Origin of the sequence: Massilia sp. Root418 (genome assembly GCF_001425265.1) — a bacterium.
Classification (GTDB): domain Bacteria; phylum Pseudomonadota; class Gammaproteobacteria; order Burkholderiales; family Burkholderiaceae_D; genus Rugamonas.
Genome location: NZ_LMEC01000001.1, coordinates 156,244 through 173,470, shown reverse-complemented (window position 1 = coordinate 173,470; position 17,227 = coordinate 156,244). Strand labels below are relative to the sequence as shown.

Here is a 17,227-nt window from a genome sequence, read left to right as displayed (position 1 = left end):
TTACTTCCGGATGGCCCAGAACTCCATTTGCAGGCCGGGAAATTCGCCCGCCACGTGCATCGCGAATCCGGCCGAGGTGGCCAGCTGCTGCCAGTATTCGCTGCCCTTGTCGAGCTCAAAATAGGTGTAGCCGGCGTGGAAGGGCAACTGGCGCGGCGCTACCGGCAGCGGCCGCAGCGCAATGCCGGGCAGCTGCAGGTTCACCAGGTCGCGGATCTTTTCGACCGAGCCGATTTTCACCTGGCGCGGGAAGCTGTTGCGCACCGTCTCGGGCGGCATGTGCGCGTTCACCACCAGCACAAAGGTCGCCGACTTGACCAGTTCCGGATCGCGCATCACTGCCACGCGGATGCCGAACTGGCGCTCCTCCAGCGGAATCGGCACGGCGTGCGTGTCCATTACCATGGACAGCGACTGGCGCAAGTCCTCCATCACGGGCAGGAATGTTTCCCGCAGCTGCTCGTGGCGGTACACCGGGTACTGGATGGCGCGCTTGTTGTTCGGGCTGAAGGTGGCCAGCTCGCCGGCCAGCTGCACGGCCTCGCGGTAGTACGCTTCCGGGTGCAAGCCGGTCATGTTGGCCAGGTGCGCGAACAGCGGCTCAGCGCGGTTCACCAGCTGCAGCAGCAGGAAGTCCGCAATCTCGGCCGCGCCGGCCGCGCCAGGCTGGGACAGGCGGTTGCCCAGTGCGTCGCCGCGCTGGTGCAGCAGGCCCACCACTTCGTCGGCAAAGCCGCCGAGGCGCTGCGCAACGCGGAAGTCCAGGCATGGCGGGCAGTATTCCGGGTCCAGCACCACGCGGTTGTCCGGCCGCCGCTCGATCACGCGCGCCACGCCGATGCAGGCGTAGGCATTGGCCACGTCCGATTCCAGCGCCAGGCGCAGGCGCAAACGCCCCACCTGCATCAGCGCGCTGTTGTCGATGCCGTTGCTGTCCCAGGCTTCATGGTCAACGGTGCCGTGGCGCGCAAAATTGTCGGGCGCCGGGCTGTCGCCGGTTTCCGCAATGCCGGGGCGGCGCAGCGGCAGCGCGAGCACGATCAGCACATTGCGGGCGTCTTCCGGAATGTCCAGCGGCAGCGGCAGGTCGTCGTCCGCCGGCAGGTTGAACGGCGTGCCGTCTGGCAGCACGGCGCTGCACGACATGATGGCCAGCTTGCCCAGCGCGAGCTGCTGCTCGTCGATCTTCAGCGAGGAAAAGCCCCACGAATAAGGCCGCAGCTTGGCAACGCGGCTCTCCAGCTGGGTTTGCAGATAACGGTCGTGCTGCTGCAGGTGCTGCGGTTGCAGCAGCATGCCTTCAGACCAGATGACTTTACGGTTCCACGCCATGGTGTCTCACTTGATAGGGATTATTTGCGGTGCAGCCGGCCGATCTGGTCTTCATAGGCGGCGGAGAATTTTTCACCGAACAGGTGCTGGAAATCGTCGTCGGCTTCGCGCAGGATATCGTCGTACAGCTCCACCATGCGGTCCCACATGCGGGCCTTGCGGGCGGTGGCCATCATCTTGTCCATCACCCCTTCCGGTTCTTTGGCCTCGATCAGCGCCGGGTTGAAGCGCGCCAGCACGCCGTCCAGCGCGGCGCGCATGCCGGCGATCACGGCCAGCTCGTGGGCTTTCAAGTCCTCGAAGGCGCTGCCGATGGACTTCACCGGCGGCATGTAGCCGGACATGGCGTTGGTCAGCATCTGCGACAGCGCGCTTTCAGCGTCCGGGAAGAACTTCAGCGGATTGTTGGCTTGCGCGCCGAGCACCGTCATTTCAAGGCGGCTTTCGCGCTTGGTCATGGCGCGCGCCATCAGCACGGCCATGGTGCCGGAAGTCGCCTCGCGCAGCATGGCGCCGACCAGTTCGGCCGTCTCGGCGGGCGGCCTGCTGGTGCGCAGGCCGGACAGGCCCAGGCCGCGCAGCAGCGCCTGCATCACTTCCTCGCCGCCCTGGCCAGAGCCCGCCGCGCCGGCATAGGCTTGCTGCGGCGGCGGGTAGGCGGCGGCGCCAGCTGCGGGCTGCAAGGCGGGCTGCAGGATCGGCTGCACCGCAGGCGGCATGGGTGGCGGCACGGCGCGCGGCGGCAGAAAATCAGCCAGCGGGTCGTAGTCATCCGGGATCAGCATGGCCGGCGGGGATGGCGCGGGCGCGGAAACAGGAGAAGGCGCGGCGCGCGCCGTCAGCACGGTCGGCTCGGGCGCATACGGCGACGGCGAGCCCTGCGCGCCGTATCCTGCGCCGTTTCCTGCGCCGTATCCCGCGTCGTATCGCGCATCGTCTCCCGCGGCGGGCCACGGCTGCGCAGCATGCTGCGGCTTGGCCAGGTAGGCATCCCCGCCGCGCTGCGGCTGCGGCTGCATTGGCATCCACTGCGGCGGCGCGTGGTCCGGTTCCGAGCCACGGAAGGCCACCGGCGGCGCAGCGTGGGCCGCGTTGGCGTCGTTGAGCATGTTCAGGCCGAGCGGGTCGTTGACCGACGGCGCGGCCAGCGGGTCATGCCCGCCGCTCAGCTCCAGTATCTTCACGCCGGCCAGCGTGTCGCGCATCTCGTCGAAGGACTTGCCCTCATACGGTGAGGGCGCCGCCGCAGGCTGCGCCTGGAACGGCAAGGCGTCCGAGGTCTCCGGCTGGAACACGGGGACCGGCGCCGACGCGCCCTCGCCCACCACCACCTCCAGCACATAGTCGCCGATGAGCAGCCGGTCGCCATCCTCCAGCACCGCGCTCTTGCCCGCGCCTACCGGCCGGTCGTTGATCCAGCTCGGGTTCGCGCCCAGGTCCATCAGCGTGAACTGGCCGCCGGCGAAATCGATCTTGCTGTGGTTGCGCGAGATGTACTTGCCCGGATCGGGCAGCTCCAGGTCGTTGCCGGCGGCGCGGCCGATGGTGCCGCCCAATTGGTCGAAGCGGCGCTCCACGGGCACAGCCGGAGCTTGTTTTCTGTATGACTGGATCCGCAGAGTTAAAAACATCGGCTCGCTATGGCTGCTAGTTGGTCTATCGAAGGGCGTGGCGGGTCATTATAAGGTCCCGCTTGCGTAAAGCACAATCGGCCGCCTCAGTTGATTTTCACCAGGGAGCCGCCTATCGTCATGATGCCACCGGCCTTCAGGGTGGCCATGCCGTCGGCCTCCACCTTCACCTCCGGCGACTTGATGGTGATCTTGGCCGGTTCCATCTTGATACTGGTGCCGCCCACTTTCAGCTCGATCGACGTGGTGGCCTCGATGACGATGGTCTTGGACACGGTCACTTTCTGGTCGCCCTTGATGGCCGTGGCCTGGTTGCCGCCCACGTCCAGCTTCTGGTCGACCGCAATCTTGACGGTCTGGTTATTGTCCACCTTCAGGCTCTGGTCGTTGGTCACGGTGATGATCTGGTCATGGTCGACCGTCACCGTGTGGTCGTTCACCACGTGCTCCTTGTGGTCGTGGCCCACGTCCAGGCTGCGGTCGTTCTTGATCTGGATGGTCTGGTCGCCCTTGTCCTTCTTCTCGAAGCCGACTTTCAGCGTGTCGTTGTTCTTCACCACGCGGTTGTAGTCCTTCTCCGCCTGCACGTAGATCTCCTCCGCGTCCTTCTTGTCCTCGAAGCGGATCTCGTTGTAGCCGCCGCCTCCCTTGGAGGTGTTGGTCTTGACGGTGGACTTGGTCTGTTCGGCCGGCAGCGCATACGGCGGCATCGCGTCGCTGTTGTAGACGCAGCCGGTCACCAGCGGCCGGTCCGGGTCGCCCTCCAGGAAGCTCACCACCACTTCCATGCCGATGCGCGGAATGAAGATGCTGCCCCAGCCCGCGCCGGCCCAGCTCTGCTGCACCCGCACCCAGCAGGAACTGAGTTCGTCTTCCTTGCCGTCGCGGTCCCAGTGGAACTGCACCTTGATGCGGCCATACTTGTCGGTCCAGATTTCCTCGCCCGCCTTGCCCACCACCATGGCCGTCTGCGGCCCCTGCACCACCGGCTTGAGCGCCGTGCGCGGCGCGCGGTAGCTGTGCTCCTTGCCGGTGGCGTGGAACACGCAGCGGAAGTCCAGCGGCGTTTCGCCGCCGCTGGCGTAGTCGTCGCCGACGATCTCGTACTGCGCGCCGGTCACAAGGTATTCGCGGTTCTGGTCTTCGCGCGGATGGTTCTTCAGTTTGAACAGGCCGCCGGGGAACAGGCCGCGCGCGTTGGTATCCGCCGCAATCTCTTCGCACTGCCCATGCAGGCCTTCCATGCGGCCCCGCGCCAGCGCGGTGCCGGTGGCGGCCACCGTGTACAGGCCGGGATAGTCGTACATTTCGTAGGCCTGCTGGCCGAAGGCCGCCGCCACGGTGGACTTCACGACCAGCCCGCCGGCCGTGCTGGAGGCGGTCTTTTCAAAGTCGAAGTCGTTCAGCGAATAGCTGCTGGCCTGGATGGTACCGGCCGCAGCCCAGCCATACACGGCTTCCTGGTCCACGATGCGGCGCCCCTCCTCGCCGGAAAACTCCACGCTGGCATAACCCGGCAGCGCTTCGTGCGCGCCGTAGGAATCGGCCAGCACCATGGTGTGCTTGCCGGCCGCGTGCGTGAAGTAGAAGTAGATCCCGGCGTTCTCCAGCAGGCGGCAGACGAAGTTGAAATCGGTCTCGCGGTACTGCACGCAATACGGCAGCGCCTCGTAGGTGCCGCTCAGCGCACCCACGTTCAGGTCGATGGCGCCGCCATAGGACGCGTCCTGGCACACCGCCTTGACGATGTCGATCACGCTCTTGTCCTGGAAAATGCGGCAGTTCGAGGCCCGCGTGAGCAGCCACAGCCCCGGATGCACGGTCGCTTCATAGCGCGCCAGGCTGCCCTGCCAGCCGGTGCTGGCAAAACGCGTGACGATGCCGTGAAAATGGCGCACCGCCCCGCCAGGCAGGTTCAGGTGCACGCCCATGGGCTGGCCCAGCACGTCGGCGATCTTCAGATCCGGCTTGGTGCTCAGCAGCTGCACCCGGAATTCCGACAACTGCCCCAGGCGCTCGCTGCCGCTCATGCGGTCGAACAGCAGGACGTCGTCGGCCAGGGCACTGGTAACATTCACTTCACGGTTGGCTTGCGTAACTGGCATAACGGCTTGGAATCAGGGAATCATGGTTTTGGTGGTGCCGGCGTTGCTGAAGGCGATCACGCCGCCCCAGTTGCACAGGCACTTGGAGACGTTGTCCAGCGCCGGCATGTTCGCGATCAGCACCGTCGGCGCGCCGGGCACCCAGGGCGCGGACGTCATCGGGATGCAGGGCATGGGCGTGAGCACGCCCAGCGCGGCGGCCGTGGCGGCGGCCACCGTGGGGTTGGCCATCGAATTGCACACGCCGAAAGGCATGATGTTCACCATGGGTTTGTGGTCCATGATATTGGCCGCGGGCGGTCCTTCGGCAAGCACCTTGTTCGACGGGAGCACGACCAGCGACGACGGCGCAGCGCCGAACGTGCACGTCATCATCGCTCCCATCACAACCTGATTTGGCATATGCCCTCCTACAGCTATTATGACTGAAAAAACTGTCTTAAAGGTAAGGTTTTAGGATAAGCTGCGCATCACCACCGCACACCACACCGCATACCATTGCATATCGACGAGGGACAGTCATGGCCACATCGCTGACATTTGAATTCGGCTTTGCCGCCGCCGAGCCACGCCAGGCGGGCGAAGACGGCCGGCCCATGCGCATCCTGGTGATGGGCGATTTCAGCGGCCGCACGGCCGGCGGTGCCGGCGCCGCGCCGGGCGCGCCGCGCCGGGTGGATATCGACAATATCGAGCAAGTGCTTGCGCAACTTGCACCCAGCGTACAAGTCGCACTGGACGGCACCGCATACAGCTTCAATTTCCGCCAACTGGATGACTTCCATCCGGACCAGCTGTATCTAAAATCCGACGCCTTCGCGGCGTTGCGCAGCCAGCGGCAGCGCCTGCGCGATCCCGCCACCTTCGCCGATGCTGCCGCCGCGCTGCAATCGGGCGCACCGCACGGCGCTGCCGGCCCATCCGGCACGGATGCCGGGCCCGGTGCGGCGCCCGCAGGCGCGTCTGCGACCACCCCGGCCGGCGATTTCGCCAGCCTGCTCGGCGGGCCGGTGCGACAGGCCGCCGCTCCGGCCGGGGTGCCCGCCATCGACCAGCTGATCCGCCAGATCGTGGGCGCCATGCCGCCCGGCCCGGACCCGCGCCAGCCCGAGTACGTGGCCGCCGTGGACGCAGTGATCGGCCAGCGCATGCGCGCGGTGCTGCACGCGCCCGGCTTCCAGGCACTGGAAGCGCTGTGGCGCGGCCTGCACCAGCTGGTGACCGGGCTGGAACTGGGCGAGGATCTGCAGCTCTACATCCTCGACGCCGGCAAAGCCGCCTTGCAAGCCGATATCGACGCGGCCGCAGGCGATCCGGAAGCCGGCGCGCTGTACCGGCTGCTGGTCGAGCAGCCGCGCCGCGGCGCCGACGCCGCGCCCTGGTCGGTGCTGTGCGGCGCCTACACCTTCGGCCCCGGCGAGGACGACACCGGCCTGCTGGCCGCACTGGGGGCGCTGGCCGCCCGCGCGCAAGCGCCCTTCATCGCCAACGCCGCCGACGCGCTGGCCGGCGCCGCCTCCCTGGCCGCCACGCCGGACGCCTCCGGATGGCAGGCGCCGGAGCCGGCCGCCGCCGCGCGCTGGCAAGCGCTGCGCGCCAGTCCGCAGGCCGCCTGGCTGGGACTGGCGCTGCCGCGCGTGCTGCTGCGCCTGCCCTACGGCAAGGCCACCGACAGCATCGAACAATTCGCGTTCGAGGAAGCCGGCAGCGGCCACGCGCACGAAGACTACCTGTGGGGCCACGCCAGCCTGGCCGTGGCCCTGCTGCTGGGCCGCGCCTTCGAAGACAGCGCCTGGGACATGGTCCCCGGCGACGTGCAGGACCTGGACGACCTGCCCGCCCATACCGTGCGGCGCGACGGCGAAGCCCACATGCAAGCCTGCGCCGAAGCCTACCTGTCCGAGCGCGCCGGCACGGCGCTGCTGGACCTCGGGCTGATGCCGCTGCTCAGCTTCAAGAACCGCAACGCCGCGCGCCTGCTGCGCTGCCAGTCCCTCTCGCACCCCGCGCGGGCATTGTCCGGCGCCTGGAATTCCTGATCACGCATGAAGAAAAAGAACAGTCAAAAAATCTCCCTGGACGACGCGCTGCAGCTGGCCGTGGCGGTACACCGCGAAGGCAAGCCGCGCCTGGCCGCGCAGCACTACGAAGCCATCCTGCAGGTCGCCCCCACGCACCCGGACGCGCTCCACTACATGGGTGTGGCGCAGCACCAGATGGGCAACCACGAAGGGGCCGTCAATCTGATCGAGCGCGCGCTGCAGGCGGCCCCCGGCTACGTGGACGCGCGCAACAACCTGGGCAACGTGCAGAAGGAAATGGGCCGCCACGCGGACGCCGAGCATTCCTACCGCGCAGTGATCGCGGCGCGGCCGGACTTCGTGCTGGCCCACAACAACCTGGGGGTGGTGCTGCGCGCGCAGGACAGGCTGGACGAGGCGGCGGCCGCCTACCGCCGCGCCATCGAACTCTCGCCCCAGTTCGCGCAAGGCTGGATCAACCTGGGCAATGTGCTCAAGAAAACCGGCGATTTCAACGAAGCGCTGAGCGCTTACCGCAACGCGGTGCTGCTGTCGCCGGATAATCCGGACATCTACCGCAGCCTGGCGCGCGCGCTGGTGTCGCAGCAGCGCCACGAAGAGGCGCTGGAGGTCTACCGCCAGTGGGAGAAGATCGATCCCGACAATCCCGTGGTCCAGCACCACATCGCGGCCTGCCAGGGTGCGGCCGCGCCCGGGCGCGCCTCGGACTCCTACGTCCAGACCGTATTTGACCGCTTTGCCGACAGTTTCGACGAAGTGCTGGCCCGGCTGGGCTACTGCGCGCCAGCCATGTGCGGCGAGCTGGTGGCGGCCCTGCTGGGGGACGCCCGCCATGCCGGCGCCGCCCCCGCGCTAGACGTGCTGGACGCCGGCTGCGGCACCGGCCTGTGCGGCCCGCTGCTAAGGCCTTACGCACGCTTGCTGGAAGGCGTGGACCTGTCGGCCGGCATGCTGGCCAAGGCCGGCCGGCGCGGCGGCTACGACAAGCTGCATGAAGCGGAGCTGACCGCCTGGCTGTCCGGCCACCCGGCCGCGTACGACCTGGTGGTGTCGGCCGACACGCTGTGCTATTTCGGCGCGCTGGACGCCGTGATCCCGGCGGCGGGCGCCTCGCTGCGGGCAGGTGGCCACCTGGTGTTCACGCTGGAAGAAACGGTGGAGGGCGCAGCCGCGCCGCAGTTCCTGCTGCATCCGCATGGACGCTACAGCCACACGGAAGCCTATGTGCGCGCCATGCTGGCAGCGGCCGGGCTGGAGGTGCGCGGGCTGCGCCGCGTCACCCTGCGCCAGGAAGCCAGCAAGCCGGTCGCCGGCTTGCTGGTCGGCGCGCGCAAGGCCGGCTAGCGGCGGCCTATTTTCCTGCGCGGACGCCGCTGCCCGCAGGGCGCGCCGGGCCTGCGGCGGCGGCCGGCGATGCGCCCCTGGCCATCAGCCGCTTGACAGCCAGCTGCACCGCCAGCGCGCACGCGAAGGCGGCGCCGAATGCGGCCGCTACCGCCCCCTCGCGCAGCTGCAGGGCCAGCACCAGGCAGAACGTGGCGAAAGCAAAATAGCCGAACACCATGCCGCGCAGCAGCGCCACCGCAAACGCGCGGCCGGAACGGACATGCGAGAACCCCACCAGCACGGTGCTCATCAACGGAAACATGGCAAAGAAACCGCTCAGGCGCGCGCCCATGGCGGCGGCGCCGTAGCTCACGGCCAGCACCAGCAGCGCGCCGGCCAGCATGCGCCACGGCAGGTCGTTCGCGGGCGCGGGGGCGGCGGCGGGAGATCCGCCGGCCCGCAACGCGGGAAACAGCTTCGGCGACACCAGCAAAGCCGCCACCACCAAGGCGAAGCACGCGGCCAGCGGCAGATGCAGCGCCTGCAGGCCGGCCACGGCGAGCCCCCAGGCCAGCAGCGCGAACAGCATGGACAACACCACGCCGCAGCGCTCCGCCGCCCAGGCGTAGGCGATGCTGAATACCAGGATGGCCACCACCGCCAGCAGCGTGCCCTCGGCGGCGCGGGCTGCAAATCCGGCGCCCTGCTCCAGCGTCACCGTCAGCAGGATGGGGCCGGACACGATGGGAAACGCCGACATCCATCCCGCCACGCCAGCCCCCCACCTGCGCCCCACCAGGGTGACGGCGTAGATCAGGGCGGGAACCAGGAACAGCTTGAGCAGCAGGATAAGCGGCATCAGCGCCCTACCAGACGTAGCCGTTGCGCGGGCGCGGCGCGCGCGCGGGCGGCGGCGCAAAGTCGGCCAGCGGCTTCCAGTTCTTGGGCGCGGTGCGGAAATCCGCGTTGGCGAAATTGTCGTGGCTTTCCATGATCTCCAGCAGCGCTGGCGCCACTCCGTCCTTGATCTTGATCGCGCCACCGTCGGCCAGGTCTTCCAGCCACGCCACCGTATCGAGCTTTACGCGCAGCACCACCAGCGGATTGCTTGCGCCCAGGTGCGCCTTGTATTTCTGATACATCGACACCGCGTCCTGCGGCTTCGAAAAGTATACATGGGTCGAGGTCTGCAGCTCCTCGATGCGGTAATAGTAGTGCACAAACTGCACGGACAAGCGTGTCAGGTAATGGCTCTTCACGCCCTGCAGCTTCTCTACCAGCTGAAGCGTCTCCTTGGCCCGCGTCAAACCGAAGAAAGTCCCCGCGCGCTCCTTGGCCGGCGCCAGCCGGATCGAAGGCAGCGCCTCCTTAAAGCGCAGCAGCGCCTTTTCGGCAGCCGCGTCCAGCGCCAGCCGGTCGGCGGACGGGTCGATGCCGCCCGGCGCATAGCCGACCAGCGGCTGGTCGTTCAACGCGCCCGACAGGATCTCTTCCGGCTTCGCACCCAGGAAGAGCAGATAGGCGACATCCACCTTGAGGCGGCTGAAGCGCTCCCTGGGTTCGTTCTTGGTGCGGTCCTTTACAAAGGCGCCGTACGGGCTGGCGACCGCCAGGCCGACGCGCACCTTCATGGATACCAGGCCCTTCTCCTTGATCTTCTGCGCGTACATGCGCGGTGTCAGGTGATACGCCCACTTCTCTTCGGAGCCGCCCCCTACGGGTGTGTTTTCCATCATGGCTGTTGTCCTTCTTTATGCAAAGCTGTACGCAAACTCGCCGTCCTTGACGGCTACCTGTACACCGGCGATCGGATCGCCCTGCATCATCCGGTTCAGGAACTCGCGGCTGATATCGGGCAGCATGGTGTTGGTCAGGATGGCGTCGATCATGCGGCCGCCGGACTCGCCCTCGGTGCAGCGCGACACCACCAGCTTGACCACTTCCCCGGTGTAGTCGAACGGGATCTTGTAGCGCGCCTCGACGCGCTTCTTGATACGGTTCAGCTGCAGCTTGACGATCTGGCCCAGCATCTGGTCCGACAGCGGGTAATACGGGATGGTGACGATGCGGCCCAGCAGCGCCGGCGGGAACACCTTCAGCATCGGCGCGCGCAGCGCCTTGGCCATGCCGTCCGGATCGGGCATCAGGTCCGGATCCTTGCACAGGCCCGCGATCAGATCGGTGCCGGCGTTGGTGGTGAGGATGATCAGGGTGTTCTTGAAGTCGATGAAGCGGCCCTCGCCGTCCTCCATGAAGCCCTTGTCGAACACCTGGAAGAACATCTCGTGCACGTCCGGGTGGGCCTTCTCCACTTCGTCCAGCAGCACCACCGAGTACGGCTTGCGGCGCACCGCTTCGGTCAGCACGCCGCCTTCGCCGTAGCCCACGTAGCCGGGCGGCGCGCCTTTCAGCGTGGAGACGGTGTGCGCCTCCTGGTACTCGCTCATGTTGATGGTGATCAGATTCTGCTCGCCGCCATACAGCGCTTCGGCCAGGGCCAGCGCGGTTTCGGTCTTGCCCACGCCCGACGTACCGGCCAGCATGAACACGCCGATCGGCTTGCTCGGGTTGTCCAGCCCCGCGCGCGAGGTCTGGATGCGCTTGGCGATCATCTCCATCGCGTGGTCCTGGCCGATCACGCGCTGGCTCAGCAGCGACGCCACCTTGAGGATGGTTTCCATCTCGTTCTTGGCCATGCGGCCGACCGGGATGCCGGTCCAGTCGCCCACCACCGCCGCCACCGCCTGGTAGTCCACGGTCGGCAGGATCAGCGGGGACTCGCCCTGCAGCTCGGTCAGCTTGGCCTGCACGGCGCGCAGCTGCTCCATCAGCGCGGCACGCTCCTCGGCGGAAATGGCGGACGGCTGCACCGCAGCGCCGGCGGCGACTTCGGCTTCCGCGCCGGCCTCCAGGCGGCTGCCGGTGCCTTCCACCGGATGCACGCCGTCGCGCAGCCTGGCGCGCAAAGCCAGCAGTTCATCCACCAGCGCGCGCTCGGCGTTCCAGCGCGACTCCAGGCCGGCCAGCCGTTCGCGCTCCACGCCCAGCAGGTCGTCCGCTTCGGTCTTGCGCTTGCCGATGTCGATGCCGATGGCGCTTTCGCGGCCGATGATGCCCAGTTCAGTCTCCAGCGCTTCGATGCGCTTGCGGCTGTCGTCCACTTCCGCCGGCGTGGCGTGCAGGCTCACCGCCACGCGCGCGCAGGCCGTGTCCAGCAGGCTCACCGACTTGTCCGGCAACTGGCGCGCCGGAATGTAGCGGTGCGACAGCTTGACGGCGGCTTCCAGCGCCTCGTCCAGGATCTGTACCTTGTGGTGCTTTTCCATGGTGGAGGCCACGCCGCGCATCATCAGGATGGCGCGTTCCTCGCTCGGCTCGTCCACCTGCACGGTCTGGAAGCGGCGGGTCAGCGCCGGGTCTTTCTCGATATGCTTCTTGTATTCGGCAAACGTGGTGGCGCCGATGGTGCGCAAGGTCCCGCGCGCCAGCGCAGGCTTGAGCAGGTTGGCCGCGTCGCCTGTGCCGGCCGCGCCGCCCGCGCCCACCAGGGTATGCGTTTCGTCGATGAACAGGATGATGGGTTTCGGGCTGCCCTGCACTTCATCGATCACCGAGCGCAGGCGCTGCTCGAATTCGCCCTTCATGCTGGCGCCGGCCTGCAGCAGGCCCACGTCCAGGGTCAGCAGCTGCACGTCCTTCAGGCTGGGCGGCACGTCGCCGCGCGCGATGCGCTGCGCGAAGCCTTCCACCACGGCGGTCTTGCCGACGCCGGCCTCGCCCACCAGGATGGGATTGTTCTGGCGGCGGCGCATCAGGATGTCGACCACCTGGCGGATCTCGTCGTCGCGGCCCACGATGGGATCCATCTTGCCGCTGCGGGCCTGTTCGGTCAGGTCCACGGTGAATTTTTTCAGCGCTTCCTGCTTGCCCATGGCGGCGGGCGCGATGGCGCCCGAGGCCTCGCCCGGCGCGGCGCCGGCCGCACCGGTGGCCTGGAAGCCGTCGGTGGCCGCCATCTGCGCTTCCGGGGATTCCTTCAGCAGGCTGGCGAATTTTTCGCTCAGGTCGTCGCCCTTGATTTTCTGGAACTGGGCGGACATGCCGTACAGCGCGTTGCGCAGGCTGGAGGTCTTCAGCATGCCCACCACGATGTGGCCGGAACGGATCTGCGATTCCCCAAACATCAGGGTGCCGTACACCCAGGCTCGCTCCACCGCTTCCTCCAGCTGCGAGGACAGGTCGATGCCGGAGGTGGAACCGCGCGGCAGGCGGTCCAGCGCCGCCGTCAGGTCGCGCGCCAGGCCGGCCGCGTCCAGTTCATAGTGCTTGACGAGGCGCAGCAGGTCGGAGTCCTGCAGCTGCAGGATCTGGTGCATCCAGTGCACCAGTTCCACGTAGGGATTGCCCCGCAGCTTGCAGAACACGGTGCTGCTTTCGATGGCGCGGTAGCACAGCGAGTTCAATTTCCCGAACAGGGCGACGCGACTGATTTCTGCCATGGTGATTTTCCTTAGCCCGCATGGGCGCTTGGGTTGATGAGCAATTGGTCCGGGTTGCGGTCGGGCGCGGCGCCGGCGGGCCAGGTGTTCCAGCCCAGCCGCAAGCCGCTGCCGGCCACGGCGCCCAGCCGCAACGGCGGGGTTTCTTCTTTTTTCAATATCAGGCGCACATCCCAGTCCAGGGCCGTGCCGGCGTAGTTGCGCACCCAGGCCAGCAGGCGCTTCATGCTGTCGCCGCCGGGCAGCATGCGTTCATAATCGGCAAAGCCCATGGGGCCGATGACAATGCGGAATTTGTTCTGGCAGTCCCACACTTTGCAGCCTAGCACCGTGGACACGCCCAGCCGGTTGCCGTCCTCGTTGCGGCCGATGCGCGACTGGATTTCCACCGGCAGCCGCATCCAGTGCCCGGTGAACTGCTCCACCGCCACCGGCAGCCTGAAGTACTCGCGCAGGATGGACACCAGGCCGGACGCGGGCCGCGCATTGTTGGCCAGCAGGCCGGCGAAGTGCAGCTTGGCGAAGTCGCCGATCTCGTCGCGCTGGCGCAGGCCGGGCGCGCCGATACCGAACAGGCTGCCGACGAATTCCGCAAAGCGGTCGCTCTCCTCGCGGTCCAGGTTGATGGCCGGTTCCGCCTGCGCGCGGGCGCGGTAGAACAGCGACAGCATGCGGTGGTGGAACACGTCGAAAAAGGCCAGCAGGGTGCCATCCCCGCCGCTGCGCAGGCGGTCGCGCGTGTACTCGGTGAAATGGGTGGGCAGCGGGCCGTTGGCGCCCAGCAGGCCGAAGAAGTTCACCGCCAGCCGCGCGCGCCGCTGCGAGCGTTCCCCGGCTTCGCCGCCCGAGCCGGCGCGCAGGAACTGGCCCAGCGCGCCTGGATGGAAGCTCAGCGACGGGTCCTGGCCGAAGCGCACCGCGTCGTCGCGCGGGCGCAGCGAGGCGCCGATGCGCGGCAGCTCCGGGTGCGCGTTCTCTATCAGCCGCAGCACCTGGAAGAAGTCCATGCGCGCAGCCTGGCGCTCCAGTTCCAGCTCGGTTGCTACAGGATCGCGCATGCGCCTCCCTTGGCCGGCCAGCGCATGATTTCGCCGCGGCCCACGGTGCGCACCACGGTCTCGGTGAAGGAATTGATGGACACGTACTGCGCGAAGAACTGCGCCAGCACGCCGCCCAGCAGGAAGGCGCCGGTGCCTTCGAAGGCCGCGTCGTCCAGCGTTACCGTCACCTGCAGGCCGCGCCCGAAGGTGATGGGGCCGGGCGACGGCATGCGGCGCGTGATGCTGGAGGTGCTGATCGATTGCACGCCCTCGATCTGGCGCTGGCCGTTCAAGTCCCCCGGATGGCAGTACAGCGACAGCATTTCGCGCAGCGCCACGGCGCCCTGGCGCGGATCGCTGTCGGTCAGCGAGAGATAGTTCAGCGACAGATGGTTCAGCAGCCGCCAGGCCACCGCGCCCTCGGCAAAGGAGGCATGCGGCTGGCTGGGGCCGGCCAGGCAGCGCACCGCCGTGACGGGCGCGCCGGAATCGAGGATGAAGTCGGTCTTGCCCACGCCCAGCGGCATGGACAGCGGCAGGTCGCGGTTGGTGCACCACACGGTCAGGCCAAGCTGGCGCAGGTCGCTGCGGTACGGCGCTTCGGCCGCGTCCACGATGGAGATGAAGGTCTCGCTGCCGATATAGCTGGAGCGCGGCCCCACCTTGCGCTGGCGCTGCGAGATCATGCGCGGTTCGCGCCGCACGTGATAGAAGGCCTTCTCCTGGTGCAGGCCGCCGATGTCCTTGGCGGTATAGAACGGGCGGAAGGCCTGCTCGGCGTTCGGGCCGCTGCCGTAGCCGGTCACCTCGTCCACCTGGAACACCTCGAAATCCATCGGCCGCGTGCGGTCCACCAGCACGTGGTACTCGAACTCGTCGCCGCTGACGTTGATGCGGTCGGCGCGGCGCTGGAACAGGTTGATGGCTGGCGTGCAGTTGAGCGCGAAGTTCGACGCGTCCAGCATCTGCTCCAGCTGCGCGTCGCCCTTGTTGAGCAGGATCACCAGCTCGACCTCGGTCTCGGCGCAGCGGCCCAGCGCCTGCTGCAGGGCGCGCAGTTCCACGAACTGGAAGCGCTGCGGGAAGGCGAAATACTCCTGCAGCAGCCGGTAGCCCTGGAAGGTGCGGCGCCCGCTCGGCAGCAGTGCCTCGTCCTCGCTGTAGCCGAGCGGCGCGACTGCGCTTTTCGGCAGCAGCGTACTGGCGCCGGCCGACGCCACCAGCACGCCTTCCACGCTGCCCAGGATGCGCTCGTAGATCTTCACCGGCATTTCGTCGCTGCCGCGCAGGTTCAGCGCCAGCCGGTCCAGCGGCAAGGCGCGGAACGGCACGCCGCCCGCCGTGCGCAGTTTCAGCCGGATGCCGGCTTTCACGCCGGGCGGCAGCGTGACTGCGCCCGCGCCCGCGCCCGCACCGGCGCCGGCCAGCGCGCCGCTGTGCGTGAAGAATTTCGCTTCCACCAGTTCCACCGGCCACATGGTCACATCGTGCGCGGTGCGGTATTCGCATGCGGTGGTGTCGCCCTTGCCCAGCACGCTGCGCATGGCGGTCCCGCGCGGCACCAGGTAGCCCTGCTTCAGCGAGGGATTGCCCAGGTCCGGCTGCAGCTGCACCACCGCCATGGACGGCGTGGGCGCCAGGAAGTGCGGATACACCAGCTCGGACATGTGCTGCGTGAAGCGCGGGAATTCCCCGTCGATCTTCATCTGCACGCGCGCGGCCAGGAAGCTGAAGCCTTCCAGCAGCCGCTCCACATAGGGGTCGGCGCAGTCGAAGCCTTCCAGCCCGAGCCGGCCGGCGATCTTGGGATATTCCTGGGCGAACTCGCCGCCCACTTCGCGCAGGTGTTGCAGCTCCTGGCTGTAATAACGCAGCAGGCGCGGGTTCATGCGGCGGGCCCCTTGCCGCCGGCGTGTTCGGTGACGCGGATGCTGGCGCGGTCCACGTCCAGCTCCGTTTTCAGGTACAGCCGCTCAGGATAAGGCTGGGCCCACATATCGCCTTCTATTTCAAACATGATGGTGTTGCGGTCCGATTCCGCCGGCACGGCCTTCACGCTGACCGAGGCGCGTATCAGGCGCGGCTCGAAGTCCCAGATGGCCTGGCGGATGCCGCGTTCCAGGTCGGTCAGGTTCATGCCCGCCACGGAGATGCCGGAAATATCCGGCATGCCGTAGTTCAGCACCGAGTTGGCCACGTAGGGCAGCCGGGGATGGTCGGTGACGGACAGCAGATTGGTGGTGTTGAGCAGCCAGGCCAGGTCGCGCAGCACGCTCTCGCGCAGGGTGCGCAGCGACAGCACGCGCCGTTCGCGCGATTCCACGCTGCTTTCGGGCTCGTCGTCGGTCAGGCGGTCCAGCAGGGATGGCTGGAGCCGCTCGCGTGGCGCCAGTTCAGCCATTGCCGCCGTTGAATTCGATGCTGCGCACGTCCATCAGCGCGTAGTCGGCCGTGTCGGTGGCGAACATGCGCTGTCCCAGGCCCACGCCCTGTTCGCCCCATTCGGTGCGGCGTGCCAGCAGCAGCCCGGCCTGAAGATCAGGCTGCAGGCCCGCGTCCGCGGCGGCGGCCTGCACGGTGCCTGCGTAGCGGGTGGGGATCAGGCCAACGGTGCTGGCGCCGTTGGTCCAGGTGAAGGTGGCCGGCATCCACACCTTGTCGCGCAGGTCGGCCGGCGCTTCGATGTCGATGCGGCTCACGTGCTGCACCGGCACCCAGATGTAGCGCCCGTTCATGATCACCTCCAGTACCGGCCCGATGCGCGCGTCGGCATCGGCCAGCCACTCGAAGGCTTCGCCGTTGATGCGGCCGGCCGTGGCGGGCGCATCCTCGAAGGCGCGCGCGCGGGCCAGGGCGCCGGCGGCGGCATTGCCCTCGCCTTCCAGCTTGAGCGCCTCGGCCACCAGCGCGATCCACGCCACCGGTTCGCCGAACACCACCGGCAGGCGTTTGCCGGCAAAGATTTCATCGCGCAGCGCCTCGCACTGGATCGCTTCGCGGTAGGTTTGCGCCATCGGCAAGGTGGCCGCATCCAGCTCGGCGGCCACGTTCAGTTGCGTCAGTGCGCGGTTCCACTGGCCCTGCACGCAGAGCAGCTGGAACAGAAAGGTGCGGTATTTCGCGTTCGACGGGTCTTTACGGATCTGGTCCTGCAGCGCGCTGAGCGCGGCGCCAAGCTGGCCTTGAGAAATAAGCTGTTGCGCGTCCATAAGGAACCCCGGGGATAAGACAGAAAGGAACAATGAAAATGCC

Annotated in this window: 13 protein-coding genes; 2 read left to right on the top strand and 11 right to left on the bottom strand. The window is 67.7% G+C overall.

Annotated elements, in window-relative coordinates:
- The 4 genes from tssK to ASC94_RS00670 all read right to left on the bottom strand — a co-directional run bounded on the left by tssK (position 1) and on the right by ASC94_RS00670 (position 5,470).
- Positions 1-1,332 (bottom strand): type VI secretion system baseplate subunit TssK, encoded by a 1,332-nt coding sequence (tssK, locus tag ASC94_RS00685; protein ID WP_056389286.1) that lies wholly within the window; start codon positions 1,330-1,332, stop codon positions 1-3.
- A 20-nt stretch (positions 1,333-1,352) separates the two neighbouring features.
- Positions 1,353-2,909 (bottom strand): type VI secretion system-associated FHA domain protein TagH, encoded by a 1,557-nt coding sequence (gene tagH / locus ASC94_RS00680; RefSeq protein WP_162251377.1) that lies wholly within the window; start codon positions 2,907-2,909, stop codon positions 1,353-1,355.
- 140 nt (positions 2,910-3,049) lie between these two features.
- Positions 3,050-5,068 (bottom strand): type VI secretion system Vgr family protein, encoded by a 2,019-nt coding sequence (locus ASC94_RS00675; protein ID WP_056389276.1) that lies wholly within the window; start codon positions 5,066-5,068, stop codon positions 3,050-3,052.
- A 12-nt stretch (positions 5,069-5,080) separates the two neighbouring features.
- Complete coding sequence (locus tag ASC94_RS00670; RefSeq protein ID WP_056389274.1) at positions 5,081-5,470, bottom strand: DUF4280 domain-containing protein; 390 nt, start codon at positions 5,468-5,470, stop codon at positions 5,081-5,083.
- Positions 5,471-5,589: 119 nt separating this feature from the next.
- On the opposite strand from ASC94_RS00670, the gene ASC94_RS00665 reads away from it, so the two are divergent.
- Positions 5,590-7,107 carry a type VI secretion system contractile sheath domain-containing protein gene (locus ASC94_RS00665; RefSeq protein ID WP_056389271.1) on the top strand — a complete coding sequence of 506 codons (1,518 nt, stop codon included), beginning with the start codon at positions 5,590-5,592 and terminating at the stop codon, positions 7,105-7,107.
- Positions 7,108-7,113: 6 nt separating this feature from the next.
- Positions 7,114-8,454 (top strand): tetratricopeptide repeat protein, encoded by a 1,341-nt coding sequence (locus ASC94_RS00660; RefSeq protein ID WP_056389268.1) that lies wholly within the window; start codon positions 7,114-7,116, stop codon positions 8,452-8,454.
- 7 nt (positions 8,455-8,461) lie between these two features.
- On the opposite strand, the gene ASC94_RS00655 is transcribed toward ASC94_RS00660, so the two are convergent.
- The 7 genes from ASC94_RS00655 to ASC94_RS00625 are packed head-to-tail and all read right to left on the bottom strand — an operon-like array spanning position 8,462 to position 17,184.
- A complete protein-coding gene (locus ASC94_RS00655; protein WP_056389265.1) occupies positions 8,462-9,295 on the bottom strand; it encodes a hypothetical protein in 834 nt (277 codons plus the stop codon).
- 7 nt (positions 9,296-9,302) lie between these two features.
- Positions 9,303-10,172, bottom strand: coding sequence for a hypothetical protein (locus tag ASC94_RS00650; protein ID WP_157201228.1), 870 nt, complete (start codon positions 10,170-10,172; stop codon positions 9,303-9,305).
- Positions 10,173-10,187: 15 nt separating this feature from the next.
- Complete coding sequence (gene tssH / locus ASC94_RS00645) at positions 10,188-12,935, bottom strand: type VI secretion system ATPase TssH (RefSeq protein WP_056389259.1); 2,748 nt, start codon at positions 12,933-12,935, stop codon at positions 10,188-10,190.
- Positions 12,936-12,946: 11 nt separating this feature from the next.
- Complete coding sequence (gene tssG, locus ASC94_RS00640; protein WP_082615980.1) at positions 12,947-13,993, bottom strand: type VI secretion system baseplate subunit TssG; 1,047 nt, start codon at positions 13,991-13,993, stop codon at positions 12,947-12,949.
- Positions 13,978-15,864, bottom strand: a complete 1,887-nt coding sequence (gene tssF / locus ASC94_RS00635) for a type VI secretion system baseplate subunit TssF (RefSeq protein WP_056389256.1) — start codon at positions 15,862-15,864, stop codon at positions 13,978-13,980. Before tssF ends, tssG begins: the two co-directional genes overlap by 16 nt.
- Positions 15,861-16,376 (bottom strand): type VI secretion system baseplate subunit TssE, encoded by a 516-nt coding sequence (tssE, locus tag ASC94_RS00630; RefSeq protein ID WP_056389252.1) that lies wholly within the window; start codon positions 16,374-16,376, stop codon positions 15,861-15,863. Before tssE ends, tssF begins: the two co-directional genes overlap by 4 nt.
- Positions 16,369-17,184 (bottom strand): type VI secretion system accessory protein TagJ, encoded by an 816-nt coding sequence (locus tag ASC94_RS00625; protein ID WP_056389250.1) that lies wholly within the window; start codon positions 17,182-17,184, stop codon positions 16,369-16,371. Before ASC94_RS00625 ends, tssE begins: the two co-directional genes overlap by 8 nt.
- Positions 17,185-17,227 lie beyond the last annotated feature (43 nt).